This is a genomic window from Massilia sp. LMS1-1-1.1, assembly GCF_040815535.1.
In the GTDB taxonomy this organism is placed as follows: Bacteria; Pseudomonadota; Gammaproteobacteria; order Burkholderiales; family Burkholderiaceae_D; genus Janthinobacterium; species Janthinobacterium aestuarii.
The window spans coordinates 735,157-752,753 of record NZ_JBFPNG010000012.1 but is presented as its reverse complement, the minus strand read 5'-3'; the positions used below and the strand labels follow the sequence as shown (position 1 = coordinate 752,753).

The window sequence follows — 17,597 nt, the reverse complement described above, 5'->3', positions numbered from 1 at the left end:
GGTTATTTCGTCATCAGCCAGTCATGGGCCGGGTCGTTCTTGAAATGCCAGACCCGCTTGGGGCCCGCCATCACGTTCAGGTAATAGCCATCGTAGCCATACGGCACGGTCACGGGGTGGTAGCCCCTGGGCACCATTACCACGTCGTGGTTTTCCACGGCCATGGCTTCATCGATGGAACGGTCATCCGTGTAGACCCGTTGGTAGGCAAAGCCCTGCTCGGGATTGAGGCGGTGGTAATAGGTTTCTTCCAGTGAGCTTTCCAGCGGCACGTTGTCGCTGTCGTGCTTGTGCGGCGGATAGCTCGACGAATGGCCCGATGGCGTGACCACCTCGACCACCAGCAAGCCATCGGCCTCGGCCGTCTGCGGCAGGATGTCGCACACATAGCGGGTATTCGCGCCCCTGCCGCGCACGGAGCGCGTCATGGAAGCTGGCTCGATCAGGCGCGCCGGACGGCGGGTCGTGGCGGGCGCGCTGCAAAGTCCGACCTCGGCATTGCTCACTGCCGTGATGCCGACCGCTGTATCCAGCGGGACATACACGGCGTACGGCGAGCGGTCCTCAAAGACGCTTTGGCGGTGACCGATCTCGCGCCACTGCTGTCCACCGGCCTGTACGGTGACCGTACCCGTCAGCACAACGATGCACAGCTCGCGCTTGCCCGTGTCCAGGCTCAGCGATTCGCCCGCTTGAAGCCGGTGCGCGGCGAAACCGACATGCGTCCAGCCAGCCGACTCGGGCGTCACCTCGACGATCTTGCCGCCGGCCTTGGCCGCTTTCACCAGCAGCGGGCTCATGCCGCCTCCCGGCCCAGGCGCGGAATGGCCTCGACGAGCTTGGCCAGGTAGTCATGGCCCATCTTCGCGTATTCGTAGCTGGGCGCGACGGCCGGGTCTTGCTCCGCCTCCACCACCAGCCAGCCTTCGTAGCCGTGCAGATATAAACGCGTGAGGATGGCGGGAAAGTCGATGCTGCCGTCGCCCGGTACGCTAAAGGCGCCATTGATGACTGCCTGCAAGAAACTCCAGTGGCCATTGCGCGCCAGTTTCACCACGTTGGGGCGCACGTCCTTGCAATGCACATGGCAAATCCTGTCGATATGCTTGTTGAGCACCGCCAGCGCATCGCCGCCCGCAAACGTGATGTGGCCCGTGTCGAACAGCAAGCCGACCTCGGCTCCCGTCAAAGCCATCAACTGGTCCACGTCCGCCGGCGTTTCCACGTAGGCGCCCATGTGATGGTGATACGCGAGGCGCACGCCATGCGCGAGCAGATGGGCAGCAAAGGCCGTCAATTTGTTGGCGTAGTCCTGCCATTGCTGCTGCGACTGGAAACGCGGGCGTTTATACAGCGGGCGCGCTTCGCCCTGGATGGCGTCGGCCACTTCGCCGTAGACCATGACGGTGGCGCCGCTGTCGGCCAGCAAGCGCAAATGCGGGCCGACGGCGGCGATCTCGTCTTCGACCGAGCGGTGCGCCAGCCGGCCCGAATACCAGCCGGAAACACAGGCGAGATTGTATTTGCCCAGCACCGCGTTCAGGGCCGGGGCATCTTTCGGAAACTTGTTGCCCAGCTCAAAACCCACGTAGCCGATCTCGGCGCCCTCTTTCAACGCCGTTTCCAAAGGCGTTTCGCCACCCAGGCTCGGCAAGTCGTCGTTCATCCACGAGATCGGGTTGATGCCGATCTTCACATTCCATGTCGGTGCGTTCATTGTTGTTGTCCTTGGCGTTCAAGTTCATAACAGGCACGCGCAGCTTGCACGGCTGGCTGCGTGGAAACCTCGGGCACGGCCACTTCCCACCAGCAACCGCCGTCTTCGGTCGTGCGCGTGTCGTCTGTATCGATGCAAATCAAATAGGTGCGTGGTGCGGCGCGAGCGCGCAGCATCGCCTGCTCCAGCTCGGCAATGTTTGCCACGTGTTCGGACAGCGCGCCCAGCGATTGCGCATGCAGGGCAAAGTCGATATGCGGTGCGCTGTCGGGCAACATATTGTTGAACGAAGGGTTGCCGCAGGCCTGCTGCAGGCGGTTGATGCAACCATAGCCCCGGTTGTCGAGCACGACGATGATGAGTTTTTTGTCCAGCATGACGGACGTGGCGATTTCCGAATTCATCATCAGATAGCTGCCGTCGCCCACCATGACGATGACTTCCGATTCCGGTTTCGCCATCTTGACGCCGAGGCCACCGGCGATCTCGTAACCCATGCACGAGTAGCCGTACTCCATGTGGTAGCCGCCCGGCGTGCTTGTCCGCCACAGCTTGTGCAGCTCGGCCGGCAAGGTGCCCGCCGCGCAGACGACGATATCGTTGCTGGTCGAGTCCGCTGAAGAACGTTGCACGGCGCCGATGACTTCGCCGTCGTACGGCAAGCCGGCCACGTCGCGCCGGCCCGTGATGCTTTTGACTGTCTCGCGCCACGCGTTCCCTGCCTGCTGCGCCCGGTCCATCCACTGGCCCGCGCTATTCCAGCTGCCCAGCAGCCGCGACAGGCCTTGCAAACCGAGTGTCGCGTCCGCCTGCAAGCCCAGGCCGCGGCGTTTCAGGGCGTCAAAACTGTTGACGTTCAGGCTGACCAGTTGCGCCTGCGCAAACAGGGAGTTGGAACCGGTCGTGAAATCCTGCAGGCGCGTGCCGACGGCCAGCACCACGTCCGCGTCCGCTGCCAGGCTGTTGGCCGCAGGCGAGCCCGTCACGCCGATGGCGCCCAGCTGCAGCGGATGGTTCCATGGCAGAGAACTTTTACCGGCCTGGGTTTCCGCCACGGGTATGCCATGGCGCTCGGCAAACGCCTGCAAGGCGGCGCTGGCTTTTCCGTACAGCACGCCGCCACCGGCCAGTATCAGCGGCTGCTTCGCGTGCTTCAACAACGCTGCCGCCTCTTCCAGTTCCTGCTCGACAGGCGGCACGGCGCGGAAACGCACGATGCGCGGTTCAAAGAAATCCACGGGATAGTCATACGCCATCGTCTGCACGTCTTGCGGCAGGGACAAGGTCACGGGGCCGCAGGCGGCCGGATCCGTCAAGGCGGCAATGGCGCGCGGCAAGGCGGTGAGCAACTGCTCCGGATAGACGATGCGGTCAAAGTAGCGCGACAGCGGCTTGAACGCATCGTTGACGGAAACGCTGCCATCCGTGCCATCTTCCAGTTGCTGCAGCACCGGGTCGGGCGCGCGCGAGACGAAGACGTCGCCGGGCAGCAAGAGCACGGGCAGGCGGTTCACGTGCGCCAGCGCGGCGGCCGTCAGCAGGTTGGTGGCGCCCGGGCCGATGGAACTGGTCACCGCCATCATGCGCCGGCGCATGTGGGCTTTGGCATAGGCGATGGCCGAATGCGCCATCGCCTGTTCGTTGTGCGCGCGGTAAGTCGGGAAGCTGTCGCGGTACTGGTACAGCGCCTCGCCCAGGCCCGCCACGTTGCCGTGACCAAAGATGGCAAAAGCGCCGCCGAACAAAGGTTCGCCCCCTTCCACCCGCAAGGCGGCCAAGTAGCGCACCAGGGCTTGGGCCATGGTCAAACGGATCGTGGTGGTCTTCATGCCGCACGCTCCAGACGGTTGCGCGTACGCTGCCACAAGGTAATGAGCTGCTCGAAGTTGGCGCGCACGGCGGCGATCAGGCCGGCATCGTCAAGTTCGCCAGCCAGCCAGCGGCGGCTCGGTTCCTGGAAGATGGTGCGCCCCACCATGAAACCCTTGCACGTCGTGCTGGCGCTGGCTTGCTCGAAACTGTCGGCCAGGGCCGCAATCGGCGCGTTCAAACCCAGCAGGACGACGCCACGGCAATACGGATCGCGCTCGTGCACGAGGGCATCGATGGCTTGCCATTGCTGGGCTGACATGCTTTCCAGCTTCCACCATTCCGGGTAAATGCCGAGGTTGTACAAACGCTTGACGGCGCGCAAGACCGTATCGTCGCCGTGCGGCAAGGCTTCCGACGGTATGACTTCGAGCAATAGTTCGTGACCGCTCACTTGCGCCGCATCGTACAGTGCCTTGATCTGCGCTTCCTGTTCCAGCCGGTTTTCCACGGCATCGTCCGGGTGCAATTGCACCAGGCATTTGATCACGTGTTCCTTGGGCCAGCTGAGCAGGTGCGAACCGATGGAACGGCCCCAGTCGAATTGCAGCGGATTCGATCCCGGCAATTCCACGGGACGGCCTATCCACCAGCCACGTCCCGTCGCATCGTTGAGCGCATCGACGCCATAGCGGCCATCGATCAGCACGCCCGTCTTGCCGGCCAGCTGCAAGGCCGTTTCCGTCTGTGCCACGGCTTGCACCATCAATTGTTTCAAGGCCGCAATGGCCGACTCGGGCGCGCCCGTCTGTTGCGCCAGCTCAAAGAATTGCGTGCGGTGGTCAAAGGCAAATACGCACAACTCATCCCACTCTTTGCGCGCCACCGTCGTGCGGTGCAGGCGCGACAAGGTGGCGTCCTGGTCCGGCTGCGTCAGTTTGGCCGCGTTGGCGAGGAAATAGTCAAGCTCGACGGGTGACGGCATGGCCGGCGCACAGCCGTGGCGCGACACGACGAGGGCGCCGCAGCCATTCGCGTAGCGGCAGCACGCTTCGTAATCCTCGCCGCGCAGCCAGCCTTTCAGGAAGCCCGACAGAAACGCGTCGCCCGCGCCCAGCACGTTGAGCACTTCCACGCGCACGCCACGGTAGTTATATGCATCATCGAGGCTGTGCGGCACCACATTGTCGATGACGGCGCTGCCCAGCGGGCCCCGTTTGACGACCAAAGTGGCCAGGGTGGCGGCCCGCACGGCGCGCAAGGACGCCATGATGTCCGCGCCGCCGCCGGCGATCATGAATTCCTCTTCCGTGCCGACGATCAGGTCGAATTGCGGCAGGATGCTTTGCAGATGCTTGGTCACGCCTTCGTTCGAAACGAAACGCGTTTCGCCATCGGCCTTGCCCGACAAACCCCACAGCACGGGCCGGTAATCGATGTCGAGCACGGTGCGCACATTGTTGGCACGGGCCAGCTGCAATGCCTGCGTGCTGACAGTGTGCGTGGCAGCCGTGGAGAAATGCGTGCCGGTGATCAACAGCGCTTTGCTCGACGCAATGAAAGCCGCATCCACCGACGCGGCGTCGATGGCCATGTCGGCGCAATTTTCACGGTAGAAAATCAGGGGAAAGGTGTTCTTGTCCTTGATGCCCAGCATGACTAAAGCCGTCAGGCGGTCGCGGTCGATGCCCACGTGGCTGACGTCGCAGCCCTCTTTCGACAGGGTGTCGGTGAGGAAACGGCCCATGTGGTCGTCGCCCACTTTCGACAGCATGGCCGACTTCAAGCCCAGGCGGGCCGTGCCGAAGGCGATGTTCGCCGACGAGCCGCCCAGGTACTTGGCGAAACTGGTCGCGTCTTCCAGGGGGCTGCCGATCTGCTGCGCGTACAGATCCACCGCCAGGCGGCCCAGGCAGATCACGTCGAGCGCGCGGCCCTGGGCGAATTGTGTGGAATTATTCATGGCTATCCTTAAATCGTGACACCGTCGAGTTCACTCATCAGCGTTTGCATTTCCGCGCCGCCCGCCATCATGTCCAGCAAGGCCTCCTTGCTCACCGTATCCTTGGTGAAGGTGCCCAGCGACTTGCCCCGGTTCAACAACGTGAACGAGTCGCCGACCGGATACGCATGGTGCACATTATGCGTAATAAAGATCACGGAAATGCCCCGCTCTCGCGCCTTGTAAATCAGCTTCAACACATTGAACGATTGCTTGACGCCCAGGGCCGCCGTTGGCTCGTCGAGGATCAGCACCCTGGCGCCGAAGTGGATGGCGCGGGCGATGGCCAGGCACTGCTTTTCGCCGCCCGACATGGTGCCAATGGCCTGGTGCGGGTCGCGCACCATGATGCCCATCTCGGCCAGCTTGTCGCGCGCCGTCTCGGCCGCATAGTCGATATCCATCACGGGCACCAGGCCCAGCAGCTTTTTCATCGGCTCGCGGCCCATGAAGAAATTGCGCGCCACGGACAGCAGCGGCACCAGCGCCAGATCCTGGTAGACGGTGGCCACGCCCATGTCCAGCGCTTCGCTGGGCGAATTGAAGACGACGGGCTTGCCATCGACCAGGTACTGGCCATCGGTGGGCTTGTGCACGCCGGCCAGGGTCTTGATCAGGGTGGACTTGCCGGCGCCGTTGTCGCCCAGCAAACAGTGCACTTCGCCTTCCTTCAGGCGCATGGTGATGTTTTGCAAGGCCAGCACGGAGCCGAAGCGCTTGCTGACATTTTCCAGGGCAAGAATATGCTCGCTCATGATTTATCTCGCTTCCGTGACGCGTGAGCGTACAAAGTTATTGAACAGCACCGCGATCAGCAGCATGACGCCGAGGAACACGCGGAACCAGTCCGAATTGATGTTGGTATAAGTGATGCCGATCTGTACCACGCCGAAGATCAGCGCGCCGAAGCAGGCGCCGACGACGGAACCGTAGCCGCCCGTCAGCAAGGCGCCGCCGATGACGGCCGCGATGATGGCTTCGAATTCCTTTTGCATGCCCCGGTCGGCGGCGGCCGACCCCACGTCGCATACTTGCAAGGTCGCAAACAGGCAGGCGCAGAAGGCCGTGAAGACGAACAGCGAAATTTTTACCTTGCGCACCGGCACGCCCACATTCTTGGCCGCGTTGGCGTCGCCGCCCACGGCGAACATCCAGTTGCCGAAGCGAGTACGCGACAGGACAAATGCGGCGCCGGCGGCCAGCACCAGCCACCAGGCGATGACTTTCGGAATGCCCTTGACCAGCGGCGAGCCGTCGTCGAGCACGGCGATCCAGCCATGCGCGCCCATCCACTGGAACAGGCCAGTGGCCACATTGCCGTGGAACAGCAGACTGGCCAGCCAGTCCTGCGCCGCCAGGTCGCCCACGCCGCTGACGATGGTGCGGTTGGCGAACATGATCGACAGGGCCAGGGTCAGGCCGCGCAGGATGAACAGGAATGCCAGGGTAACGATGAACGATGGCAAGCGCGTCTTGATGACGATGTAGCCGTTGAGCCAGCCCAGCGCCATGGAACCGGCGAAGGCGAACAGGATGGCGGCCCACAGCGGCCAGTGGAAATAGATGGTCGGAATGGCGATCATCATGCCAGCAAAGCCGATCATGGAGCCGATCGACAGGTCGAATTCACCGGCGATCATCAGCAGGCAGGCGCCGATGGCGATGATGCCCAGGTAGGACGCCACTTGCATCCAGTTGACGACGCCATCGAGGTTGAACATGCCGGAGTCGCCGGCCGTGATGACGAAGAAGGCAAACACGAGCACCGCGCCGGAAATCGAGGCGAACTCGGGGCGGCCAAAAAACCGTTTGACCCAGCTGGTCGTGCCCACGCGCTCGTCGGCGGCGGCAACTGGCTTGCTGGCGGCGCCGGGAGGCGGAGGAGGATTCATGCCGGGGCTGGCCAGGCTGGTTTTGAGCGCAGTCATACGATGTCCTTTCAGTGATACTTGTTACCAATTTCAATTACTTTCCTGCCAGCATCGCTGGCGCCAGGCGTGTTCCTCTCATGCGCCGCCCGCAGGTAGCGGTGCGGCGCTGGGCAAGCCCGGTGGCGACTGTGTGGATTAGCGGTATTGGCCGGCGTATTTTTCGACCTTGGAAATGTTTTCCTTGGTTACGAAACCGGGGCCGGAGCTGATATGGCGTGGGCCGTAGATCGGGGTCAGGCCGTATTCCGCCAGGCGCGCCTGGTATTTCGGATTGGCGATCAGGATTTCCTTGACCTTGGCCAGGTCAGTGATCTTTTGCTGTTTCATGATGGCCATCACGGCGACAGGAATGTAGCCTTGCAGGTAGGGCTGCTGGTCGATGGCGAACTGGATGCTGCCATCCTTGATGCCCTTGGCGATTTCTTCCGACAAGTCGAAGCTGGCGAAGTACATCTTGCCTTTCAGACCCAGCTTCTCGACGGCGCGCATGGCGGCTGGCGCCGAATCCGGTCCCAGCGCCAGCACAGCCTGGGTCTTCGGATTGCTGCGCAGATAGGCGCTGACCTTGCTTTCGATGACGCCAGGGTCGACGCCATTGGTGTCGAGCGTGGACGATTTGAAGTCGACGCCGAGCGCATCGGCAAAACCGCGGCAGCGTTCGAACGACGACGCATTCATCGCATAGTGATTCACGCACACGAAGGACTTGATGCCCGCTTCCTTGGCGCGCTTGCCGGCGCCCAGGCCCGCGTCATACTCGGGCTGGCCCACGTGCATGATGGCTTTCAACTGTTCGCTTTGCGCGATGGTGCCCGAATTGATGGTCACGAGCATGATTTTCTTGGCCACTACCGTACCCAGCGGTTTTTGCAGCACGCTGAAGTCGGCGATGTCGGCGATCAAGCCATCATAGTTGCGCGCGGCCGACTGCTCGATCAGGCGCGCCATGTCGGCCAGGTCGCCATTCGGCGGATTGCGGTAGTCGACGGACACGTTGAAGTCTTCACCGGCTTGCTTGATGGCGTTCTTGATGGTATTCCACCAGGAATCGGAGTCCGGCGCGTGGCTGACCATGACGAATTTCTCGCCGGCAGCATGGCTGGCGCCCGTGCTCAAACCCAGGCTCAGGCCCAGGCTGGCGATGGCCAGGCACTTCATCAAACCCTTGCTTTTATTGCTATGCATGAATGTCTCCTAGACGGATTAATTTTTATAGTTGCGAGCTTTTATGAAGGGTGTCACCGGCCTGGCCTTGCGGCACACGAACCGATGCACTGCGCACAGCTTAGGCCACAAAAAAGACAAATGCAATAAAATTTTCAAAATAAATCTAAATAGAAATTCGTTTCTATTTTTAAGATTCCCTCCTATAATTCTCGTCAGAACCAGCCGCACGGAGACAGCGGCCCGGCAAGTACACCAAGGAAAAAATCATGGCAGCCACCGCCCCCATCGAACAACTGATGCAGCACATTGCCGCCGAGTACGACAACCTGTCGCGCCAGTTGAAAGTCATCGCGCAATACATTGAAAAGCACCGGGCCAGCCTGATGCTCGAGCGCATCAGCGACATCGCCGCCGCCTGCGACGTGCAGCCGTCCGCCATCGTGCGTTTCGCGCAGCGCTTCGGCTACACGGGCTTTTCCGAAATGCAAGACGTGTTCCGCCAGGCTTACACGGACCAGGCCGGCGCCACGCCCGACTACCAGCAGCGCATCCGCAAGCTGATCTCCACACGCGACGCCGCCCTGAGCGCAGGCGACCTGACGCGCGAATTCGTCGGTGCCAGCCGCGCCGGTCTCGACGACCTGGCGGCAGGACTCGACGACGCGCAGCTGGAAGCGGCCGTCAACCTGCTGCTGAAAGCGGAAAATATCTATGTGATCGGCGTGCGCCGGTCCTTCCCGATCGCCTCCTACATCGCCTACGCGCTCGAACACACGGACAAGCGCGTGCACCTGATTAGCGGACTGGGCGGCATGCACCGCGAACAGATGCGCAGCGTGCGCGAACGCGATGTGGCGATCGCCATCAGTTTCTCGCCTTACGGCAAGGAAACCCAGCAGTGCATCAAGGCGGCGCAAGACAAGGGCGCCAAGGTTCTCGTGATTACCGACAGCAAGCTGGCCCCGCTCGCGCGGGCCGCCGACGCGCTGCTCACCGTCACCGAGGGCAGCGCCTTCGCCTTCCGCTCGCTGACCAGCACCATCTGCCTGTGCCAGGCGCTGTTCATCGCGCTGGCCTACAAATTAGAGCTCGACATCGAAGAAATCCACACCCCAGGAGAACATGATGATTGAAGTAGCGTTGTTCGGCGCCGGACGCATCGGCAAAATCCACGCGGCCAATTTGGCCGCCCAACCCGGCGTGCAGTTCAAGTACGTGGTCGACGTCAACCAGGAAGCGGCCGCCGCGCTGGCCGGCCTGCATGGCGGCAGCAGCGCCACGGTCGAGGCGGCATTGGCCGACCCGGCCATCAAGGCCGTCGTCATCGCCTCGAGCACGGACACGCACGCGGACCTGATCCTGCGCTCGGCCGCCGCCGGCAAAGCCATCTTTTGCGAAAAACCCGTCGACCTGACCATCGATCGTGCACGCGCCTGCGCCGCCGCCGTCAAGGAAGCCAAGGTGCTGTGCATGCTGGGTTTCCAGCGCCGCTACGATCCCACTTTCAATGCCGTCAAGACACGCATTGAAGCGGGCGAGATCGGCACGCCGGAATTGCTGGTCGTCACCAGCCGCGACCCCGGCCCCCCACCGGTCAGCTACATCAAGGTCTCGGGCGGCATCTTCAAGGATATGCTGATCCACGATTTCGACATCTTCCGCTGGATACTCGACGATGAAGCCGTCAGCGTGCATGCCACGGGCAGTTGCCTCGTCGACCCGGCCATCGGTGTAGCGGGCGACCTGGACACGGCCGTCGTCACCATCCGCACGGCCAAGGGACGCTTGTGCCAGATCAATGCCTCGCGCCGCGCCGCCTACGGCTACGACCAGCGCTTCGAAGTGCTGGGCAGCGCCGGTATGCTGCAGGCGGGCAACCACAAGCCGACGGAAGTGACGGCCTATGGTGCTGTGAACGTCAGCGTCGACAGGCCGGAAGATTTTTTCCTGGAACGCTACCGCGTGGCCTACGCGCAGGAAATGGCGCATTTCTTTGACGCCCTCACCCATGGCACGTCGCTGCGCACGACCGTCCACGATGGCTTGAAGGCGCTGGAACTGGCCGAAGCGGCGACGCTGTCGTGGCGCGAGGGTCGTGTCGTGACCCTGGCGTCGTAACTTTATAAACAACAATAAAAAATCTGGAGACACCATGTCATCCCCAACATTAAAAGTCGGCATCGTCGGCCTGGGCCGGCTGGGCCAGCGCCACGCCATCAACCTGGCGCAGCGCGTGCCGAATGCCGAAGTCGTGGCCGCCTGCAGCCCCGTGCCGGCCGAACTGGACTGGGCAGCCAGCCAGCTCGGCATCACCACCGGCTATGCCGATTACGAGACCCTGCTGGCCCACCCGGGCCTGGACGCCGTCTTCCTCGTCACGCCCACCTCGCTGCATGCGGACCAGATCATCGCCGCCCTGCGCGCCGGCAAGCACGTGTTTTGCGAAAAACCGCTATCGCTGGACCTGGCCGACTGCCTGAAGGTGGAAGCGGAAGCGGCGCGCCACCCGCAGTTGACGATCATGATCGGCTTCGTGCGCCGTTTCGACGCCAGCTATCATGACGCGCAGCAAAAGATTGCCCAGGGACTCATCGGCAAACCGTATCTGGTGCGTTCGCAAACCTGCGACCAGAACGACCCCAGCGGCGCCTTCATGCGCTTCGCCCCCACCAGCGGCGGCATCTTCCTCGATTGCAGCGTGCACGATATCGACCTGGCGCGCTGGCTGCTGGGCAACCCCGCACCCAAACGCGTGTATGCGAGCGGCACCAACGCCATCCACACGGGCTTGCAGGCATTTGGCGACGTCGACAACGGGCTGGCAACGGTCGAATTTTCCGATGGCAGCATGGCCAGCTTCATGGCCTCGCGCACCATGGCGCATGGCCATGAAACCCTGACGGAAGTGTTCGGCACGGGCGGCCGCCTGGCCGTGGGCAGCAATCCGCGCCTGAACCGGGTGGAAATTTCGGATGCCCATGGCGTGCGCAATGAGTGCACGCCGGACTTCTATGCCCGCTTCGCCGACGCCTTTTTGATCGAGGCGCAGGAGTTCACGGATGCGGCACTGGGCCGGCGCACCTTGTCATTGACCTTGCACGATGCGACGGAAGCGACACGCATCGGCCTGGCCATGACGCAAGCGATGCGCGAAGCGCGCCCGGTGGAATTCTAGCCGCGTGCCAAGAACTCAGGCAGCCGGTGCGGGAAATGGACGTTCGGGCTGCCTGGGTTCCACGGCCAGGCGCAAGCCCATGGCATCGAGGATGGCCGTCAAGGTGCTCAGGGATGGATTGCCATCGGGCGACAGGGTGCGGTACAGCTGGGTAGGATTGAGCTTGGCCGCCTGCGCCACCGCAGGCACGCCGCCAAAGGCACGCGTCAGCTGGCGCAGCACGCTCAGGAGTTCGCCGTGGTCGCCATCGACGAGGATGTTGTTGATCAGTTCAAGGGCGAAGGCGGGATCATCGCGGTACAGTTCTGCCATCGCTTCATCATGTGAGCGGTCTCTTGGTGGTTTGCTCATGACCTGTTTCACGTCCTCTTTCATGTCCTCTCTCCTTCCAGTCGTGCCAGCAGGCACAGGCGTATTCGATATCTTTCGACTGCGTGCGCTTGTCGCCACCACACAGCAACAAAATAATCTGGCCCTCGTCGATGGCATAGTAAATACGGTAGCCAGGACCCACGTCGATGCGCAATTCCCACACGCCATCGTGGCAAAATTTATGGTCGCCAAAATTACCGGGCATCATGCGCAGCACGCGTCGTACGATGGCCACCCTGGCCGTATTGTCGCGCTGGCGCTTCAGCCATTCCGTATATAAATCCCTGCCCGATGACGTCAGATAGTGCCGGATCTCGTACATCATATTCGTCCATAAACGAAGAAAAATCAAGAAGAAAATCACGTATATGCGAAAAAAAGAAGACCACGCCATCTTGCTGCCAAAAACGCACGCGCAGGCCGCGAACGCCGGGTTCACTGAGCTATATCAAGATGCATTTTTCTAATTGTTATAGGGAAATGAGGCCGCCCGTCCGTGCTCCGTGTCCGTGCCTCGCTCCAGCCTGTTGCGCTATACAATAAGCGCCTGCCCAACCGCACAACCAGGCCACCATGACAAACAACGACAGCAACTCTCCTACTCTCGCCGGCGTGGCCGAACGCTACGTCAAGCTGGTCCTGGCCATGGGCCAGCACGATGCCTCGTATGTGGACGCCTATTACGGCCCGCCCGCATGGCAACAGGAGGCGCTAGAACAGCAACTGAGTTTGAGCGACATCAAGGCGTCGACGGACAAGGCGCTGGCCCTGCTGGCCGACGCCCCCTGCCTGCGCGCCGCCAACCTGCGCAAGCAGCTGCAAGCCGTCATGGCGCGCACAGAGATGCTGCAGGGATCGCGCCTTGATTTCGATACGGAAAGCGCGCGCCTGTACGACGCCGTCTCGCCCCATCACAGCCGCGCATACTATGCAGCACTGGTGGCGCAGATCGACGCGCTGCTGCCTGGCGACGGCACGGTCAGCGACAGGGTCAACGCCTTGCGCGCACAGCTCATCATTCCCGCCGACAAGCTGCACGCCGTCATGGATGCGGCCATCCGCGCGGGACGCGAGCGTACCTTGCGCTACATCGCCCTGCCCGAAGGCGAAGATTTCATATTGGAATTTGTCACCGACAAGCCGTGGAGCGGCTACAACTGGTACAAGGGCAACTACCAGAGCGTGATCCAGATCAATACGGACTTGCCCGTGTATATCGATCGCGCCGTCGATCTCGGCTGCCACGAAGCCTATCCGGGCCACCACGTCTACAACGTGCTGCTCGAGCGCGACCTGGTGCGTGGCAAGGGCTGGATGGAATACTGCATCTATCCGCTGTATTCGCCGCAATCGTTGATCGCCGAAGGCACGGCCAATTACGGCATCGAACTGAGTTTTACGGATGAAGAACGGCTGGCTTTCGAACAGCAGGTGCTGTACCCGCTGGCCGGCCTCGACCCGGCGCTGGCGCCACGCTATGCCCAGCTGAACCGGCTGCTGGCCAAACTCGGCTATGCCGACAACGACATCGCGCGCCAATACCTCGAAGGCAGCCTGAGCCGCGAAGAAGCGCTGGAATGGCTGGTCAACGTGCGCCTGTACCCGGCCGAGAAATCCGCGCAGCGCCTGCAGTTCTACGACGCCATGGGCGCCTACGTCATCAATTACAACCTGGGCCAGGACATGGCGAAAGCCTATGTCGAGCGCCAGGGCGCGACGCGCGCAGCACACTGGGCCGCCTTCCGCGACCTGATGTCCTCGCCGCGCGTGCCCAGTGCGCTGCTGGCCGGACAAAGCTGACGTCGCTTACTGGGCCGGCAGGCGAATGGTCGCTTCCAGGCCGCCATCGCGGTGGTTCGCCAGGGTCAGCTCGCCGCCGTGGGCCTGGACGATGCTGCGCGCGATACCGAGCCCCAATCCCATGCCATGCGCGTTTTGCTCGCGGCCATGTTCCAGGCGCACATAGGGCTGGAACAGGCTGGCGAACGCCTCTTCGGCCACGCCGGGGCCGTCATCGCGGATGCGGATGACCACGTTGGCGCCCTCGCGGCACGCCGACAAATGGGCAGTCTTGCCGTAAAACAGGGCATTGTCGAGCAAGTTGCCGATGGCACGCTTCAGGGCCAGGGGCTTGGCCTTCACGCTCAGGTCCGTCTCCACGTAGTGCACGACATGGCCGGCCAGCTGGGTCCCGCGCACCATGCGCTGCAGCAAAGGGTCCAGGCGCACCTCGGTGGCGTTTTCATGGATATCGCTATCCTTCACGCATTGCAGCGCCCCCTTGACCATCATGTCCAGCTCATCGAGGTCATCGTGGAATTCGTTGCGCTGCACGTCGTCGTCGAGCAATTCCGTGCGCAATTTCAGGCGCGTGATGGGCGTGCGCAAGTCGTGCGAAATCGAGACGAACAGCCGTTCGCGGTCTTCCAGGTAGCGCTGGATGCGTTCGCGCATGCCGCTGAAGGCACGCGCCGTCTGCACAAACTCGCGGCTGCCCGTCTGCGGCAAGGGCGGCGGCGTCTCGCCACGGCCAAACGCTTCGGCCGCGTCCGACAGGGCCGCCAGCGGCCGTGTTGTCCAGCGTACGACGAGGATCGACAGCAGCAGCACGGCCGCCAGCGACAACGCTTGCAGCAATACCCGGTCCAGTGTCCACGGATTACTGCTTTGCAAGAAATACGGGTTGGGCATCAGGGCCGCCAGGTACAGCCAGTTGCCCGGCTCCAGCTCGGCCTGGATCACGAGGACGGGCGCGGGATTCGGTTTCAGCAGCAAGATGTGCTGGACCCAGTTTTCCGGCAAGTCGCCGATGTGCGCGCCGCTGTCGGCCACCACCAGGTCGCTCGGCCAGGCGAAGCCCACGCGGTAGCCGGCCAGCTGCGGCAAGTCGCTCTTCAGCGCCGCGCCCACCGTGGCCACCACCGTATCGGCCAGCGCGTGCGGGGCGATTTCGCGGATGGCCAGCGGCCCCTGGTTGACGTTGACAAAGAAGCGCGTGCCGCCCATCTCGCGAAATTGCTGGATCAGGATGGGGCGGTAGTTGGCCGGCAGGCTGAGGAAGAAACGGATGGTGCTGGCGGCGCTGCGGGCCAGGTGCTGCGACGCCATGCGCGCCTCCACGGCCGAGTCGCGGCGCAGCTGCGTGGCCCAGATCAGGTTGCCCACCAGTTGCGTGGCCAGCACGCCGGCCACCATCACCACGGACAGGCGGCCCAGCAGCGATGGCGGCAGCAGACGCTCGAGCAGCCGGCGCACGCCCCGCTCAGGCATGCCCACTGTTCACGTCGGCAGAAAACACATAACCGGCGCCGCGCACCGTCTTGATCAGCATGGGCTGCTTGCCATCGTCCTTCAGGCGCAGCCGCAGCCGGCTCACCTGCACATCGAGCGAGCGGTCGAGCGGCCCCGCGTCGCGCCCCCGCGTCTGTTCGCACAACACGCTGCGGTCGAGGATATCGCCCGGATGCTCGACAAAGTAGCGCAGCAGCTGGAAATCGAGGCCCGTCAGCTGCAGCGCTTCGCCATCGGCATCCGTCACCGTGCGCTCGAGCGTGTCGAGCGTGAAACCGACGAAGCGGTAATAGCGGGGCGGCGCGGCCGCGTCGATGCCCGTACGGCGGTGGATGGCTTTGATGCGCGCCAGCAATTCGCGCGGGCTGTAGGGCTTGGCGATGTAGTCGTCGGCGCCCAGTTCCAGCCCCACCACCCTGTCCGTCTCGTCGGAGCTGGCCGTCAGCATGATGATGGGCACGTTCGAGCGGGCGCGCACCACCTTGCACAGGGCAAAGCCATCCGTGTCGGGCAGCATCACGTCGAGGATCACCAGCGACAGGCTGTCGACGTGACGGTGGAATTCGGCCAGGAAGGTAGCGCCATCGTGCGCCAAGCCCACCTCGTACTGGTTCTTTTCCAGGTAGGCCTTCAACAGCATGCGGGTCTTTTGATCGTCGTCAACGACGAGGATTTTGCGTGACATGGTCTCGTCCTTTTTTATTCAGCGCCTGCAACATGCTGCCGATGCGGCGTTGCGCGTCGGCCGCGCTGATCGTCTCATCGAGGAAATAGCGATGCACTTCGGCGATGATGGCATCCTTGCTGGTTTCATCTGTGGCCATGCGGTGCACGAGGCTGGGCGCCTGGAACGCGGCGCCGCGCGCGAATGCCTGCGCCGAGGCGCGCGCGCAGCTGTCCAGGCGCGACAGGTCGGCCTGGCGCAAGGCGGGAATCGAGCCCTTCACCTGGCTGTATTCGAGCTGCACGGGCAGCGAAGCGACCACCTGCGCCAGCTTTTCCTGCGCGCCCTGGTGCGTGTAGTCGGAGGCGAACATGGCCAGCGTATCGATGCTGTACAGGTGGTAGTCGCCCGTGTCGGGCGCGGCGGCGCAGCCGAATACCTCGTCCGTGGCGCGGCCCCAGGCGTTCAGCTCGCCCTTGACCCAGTCGCCCATGATGTACATGGCCGCCTCGCCGTCGCCCACCTGGCGCGCCATTTCGGGCCAGCCCTGCTCGCGCAGCGGCGTGCCCATCCATTGTTTCAGCGATCTCAAGCGCTGCAAGGCGTGCCGCAGGCGCGGGTCCGCATACGCCTCGGCTTTCTTGTCGACAAACAGGGCGCGGTAATACGCGGGCCCCGATTCAGCCAGCACCAGCGTTTCAAACAAGGTCGCCACCTGCCACGCTTCGCTGCTTTGCGCCAGCGGCGTGATGCCGGCCTGGCGCAGCTTGCCGGCCATGCGCTCGAAGTCGCTCCAGCTGCGCGGCGCGGCCAGGCCCAGGCGCTGGAAGATCTTGCGGTTGTAAAACAGGGTATTGATGCGGTGGATGCCGGCCGGCACGCCCATCGTATGGCCGCGGTTTTGCAGCAAGCCCCACACGGTGGGATACATGGTCGCGCGCCAGTTGTTGCTGGCGGCGACGCTGTCGAGCTGCAGCAGCAAGCCCAGGTCACTCCACTCGCCCAGGGTATAGCCGATCAGCTGCATGACTTCCGGCGATTTGCCGGCCAGCACGCGGCTCTTCAAGACCTTGCCCGCGCCGACGCCCGCGCCGCCCGCGATGGCCGCATCGCGCCATTCGACGCCTTCCTGCGCCAGGCGCGCCACCAGCACGTCGGCGGCGCGGCGTTCGCCAGCGGAGGTCCACCAGTGCAGCACCTGCAGCGCTTCGGCCCGCGCCGGCACGCTGCTGCACATGAAGGCCAGCAGCGCCAGCGCCGCCACGCCGCGACGGCGGGCGGCCCCGGCATGGCGGTCGGCGGTGCTGTGCGGCGGCGTCTTCAATCCTGTCCCCTTGTTCTTGTCGCGACAAACTATAGCCCAACTACAAAACAGCAGGTTGGTAATTTAGTCCCCTGATTTGTAAAGAAACGTGAGCTTTTGTTGCGCTACCTTGCGCACCGCACAAGGAGCGCCGCGCGCCCGACGC

16 protein-coding genes are annotated in these 17,597 nt (G+C 63.1%); 4 read left to right on the top strand and 12 right to left on the bottom strand.

All coding sequences use genetic code 11. The annotated features are described in order from the left end of the window. Positions 1–2: 2 nt before the first annotated feature. From iolB to MRBLMS1_RS13370, 7 genes are all read right to left on the bottom strand, one after another. The gene (iolB, locus tag MRBLMS1_RS13400; protein ID WP_485879704.1) at positions 3–800 is read right to left on the bottom strand and encodes a 5-deoxy-glucuronate isomerase; all 798 of its coding nucleotides are present in this window, start codon (positions 798–800) and stop codon (positions 3–5) included. Continuing rightward, positions 797–1,717: a myo-inosose-2 dehydratase gene (gene iolE, locus MRBLMS1_RS13395; protein ID WP_456149375.1), complete on the bottom strand. Its 921-nt coding sequence runs from the start codon at positions 1,715–1,717 to the stop codon at positions 797–799. Before iolE ends, iolB begins: the two co-directional genes overlap by 4 nt. Next, complete coding sequence (gene iolD / locus MRBLMS1_RS13390; protein ID WP_485879703.1) at positions 1,714–3,546, bottom strand: 3D-(3,5/4)-trihydroxycyclohexane-1,2-dione acylhydrolase (decyclizing); 1,833 nt, start codon at positions 3,544–3,546, stop codon at positions 1,714–1,716. Before iolD ends, iolE begins: the two co-directional genes overlap by 4 nt. Then, positions 3,543–5,489, bottom strand: coding sequence for a bifunctional 5-dehydro-2-deoxygluconokinase/5-dehydro-2-deoxyphosphogluconate aldolase (locus MRBLMS1_RS13385; RefSeq protein ID WP_485879702.1), 1,947 nt, complete (start codon positions 5,487–5,489; stop codon positions 3,543–3,545). Before MRBLMS1_RS13385 ends, iolD begins: the two co-directional genes overlap by 4 nt. Positions 5,490–5,497: 8 nt before the next feature. Continuing rightward, a complete protein-coding gene (locus MRBLMS1_RS13380) occupies positions 5,498–6,283 on the bottom strand; it encodes an ATP-binding cassette domain-containing protein (RefSeq protein WP_070303058.1) in 786 nt (261 codons plus the stop codon). Positions 6,284–6,286: 3 nt separating this feature from the next. Beyond that, the gene (locus MRBLMS1_RS13375) at positions 6,287–7,420 is read right to left on the bottom strand and encodes an ABC transporter permease (protein ID WP_139092705.1); all 1,134 of its coding nucleotides are present in this window, start codon (positions 7,418–7,420) and stop codon (positions 6,287–6,289) included. A 174-nt stretch (positions 7,421–7,594) separates the two neighbouring features. Then, complete coding sequence (locus MRBLMS1_RS13370; RefSeq protein WP_034757655.1) at positions 7,595–8,644, bottom strand: sugar ABC transporter substrate-binding protein; 1,050 nt, start codon at positions 8,642–8,644, stop codon at positions 7,595–7,597. 248 nt (positions 8,645–8,892) lie between these two features. On the opposite strand from MRBLMS1_RS13370, the gene MRBLMS1_RS13365 reads away from it, so the two are divergent. The 3 genes from MRBLMS1_RS13365 to MRBLMS1_RS13355 are packed head-to-tail and all read left to right on the top strand — an operon-like array spanning position 8,893 to position 11,801. After that, positions 8,893–9,759 (top strand): MurR/RpiR family transcriptional regulator, encoded by an 867-nt coding sequence (locus MRBLMS1_RS13365; RefSeq protein ID WP_034757651.1) that lies wholly within the window; start codon positions 8,893–8,895, stop codon positions 9,757–9,759. Then, positions 9,752–10,744 carry an inositol 2-dehydrogenase gene (gene iolG, locus MRBLMS1_RS13360; RefSeq protein WP_485880091.1) on the top strand — a complete coding sequence of 331 codons (993 nt, stop codon included), beginning with the start codon at positions 9,752–9,754 and terminating at the stop codon, positions 10,742–10,744. Before MRBLMS1_RS13365 ends, iolG begins: the two co-directional genes overlap by 8 nt. Positions 10,745–10,778: 34 nt before the next feature. Further along, the gene (locus MRBLMS1_RS13355; protein ID WP_485879701.1) at positions 10,779–11,801 is read left to right on the top strand and encodes a Gfo/Idh/MocA family oxidoreductase; all 1,023 of its coding nucleotides are present in this window, start codon (positions 10,779–10,781) and stop codon (positions 11,799–11,801) included. Positions 11,802–11,816: 15 nt separating this feature from the next. Here the strand turns inward: MRBLMS1_RS13355 and MRBLMS1_RS13350 are convergent, their stop codons facing one another. Both MRBLMS1_RS13350 and MRBLMS1_RS13345 read right to left on the bottom strand, forming a co-directional pair. Next, positions 11,817–12,113, bottom strand: coding sequence for an addiction module antidote protein (locus MRBLMS1_RS13350; protein WP_185982153.1), 297 nt, complete (start codon positions 12,111–12,113; stop codon positions 11,817–11,819). 7 nt (positions 12,114–12,120) lie between these two features. Continuing rightward, positions 12,121–12,498 (bottom strand): type II toxin-antitoxin system RelE/ParE family toxin, encoded by a 378-nt coding sequence (locus MRBLMS1_RS13345; protein ID WP_436835955.1) that lies wholly within the window; start codon positions 12,496–12,498, stop codon positions 12,121–12,123. A 248-nt stretch (positions 12,499–12,746) separates the two neighbouring features. Between MRBLMS1_RS13345 and MRBLMS1_RS13340 the strand changes: the two genes are divergently transcribed. Beyond that, on the top strand, positions 12,747–13,973 hold the full coding sequence (locus MRBLMS1_RS13340) for a hypothetical protein (RefSeq protein ID WP_485879700.1): 1,227 nt from the start codon (positions 12,747–12,749) through the stop codon (positions 13,971–13,973). Between the two features lie 6 nt (positions 13,974–13,979). On the opposite strand, the gene MRBLMS1_RS13335 is transcribed toward MRBLMS1_RS13340, so the two are convergent. From MRBLMS1_RS13335 to MRBLMS1_RS13325, 3 genes are read right to left on the bottom strand one after another with little or no spacing between them, the layout of a single operon-like run. Continuing rightward, positions 13,980–15,443 (bottom strand): ATP-binding protein, encoded by a 1,464-nt coding sequence (locus MRBLMS1_RS13335; RefSeq protein WP_139092695.1) that lies wholly within the window; start codon positions 15,441–15,443, stop codon positions 13,980–13,982. After that, positions 15,436–16,149 carry a response regulator gene (locus MRBLMS1_RS13330; protein WP_072454592.1) on the bottom strand — a complete coding sequence of 238 codons (714 nt, stop codon included), beginning with the start codon at positions 16,147–16,149 and terminating at the stop codon, positions 15,436–15,438. Before MRBLMS1_RS13330 ends, MRBLMS1_RS13335 begins: the two co-directional genes overlap by 8 nt. Continuing rightward, on the bottom strand, positions 16,124–17,452 hold the full coding sequence (locus MRBLMS1_RS13325; protein ID WP_485879699.1) for an ABC transporter substrate-binding protein: 1,329 nt from the start codon (positions 17,450–17,452) through the stop codon (positions 16,124–16,126). Before MRBLMS1_RS13325 ends, MRBLMS1_RS13330 begins: the two co-directional genes overlap by 26 nt. Between the last annotated feature and the right edge of the window lie 145 nt (positions 17,453–17,597).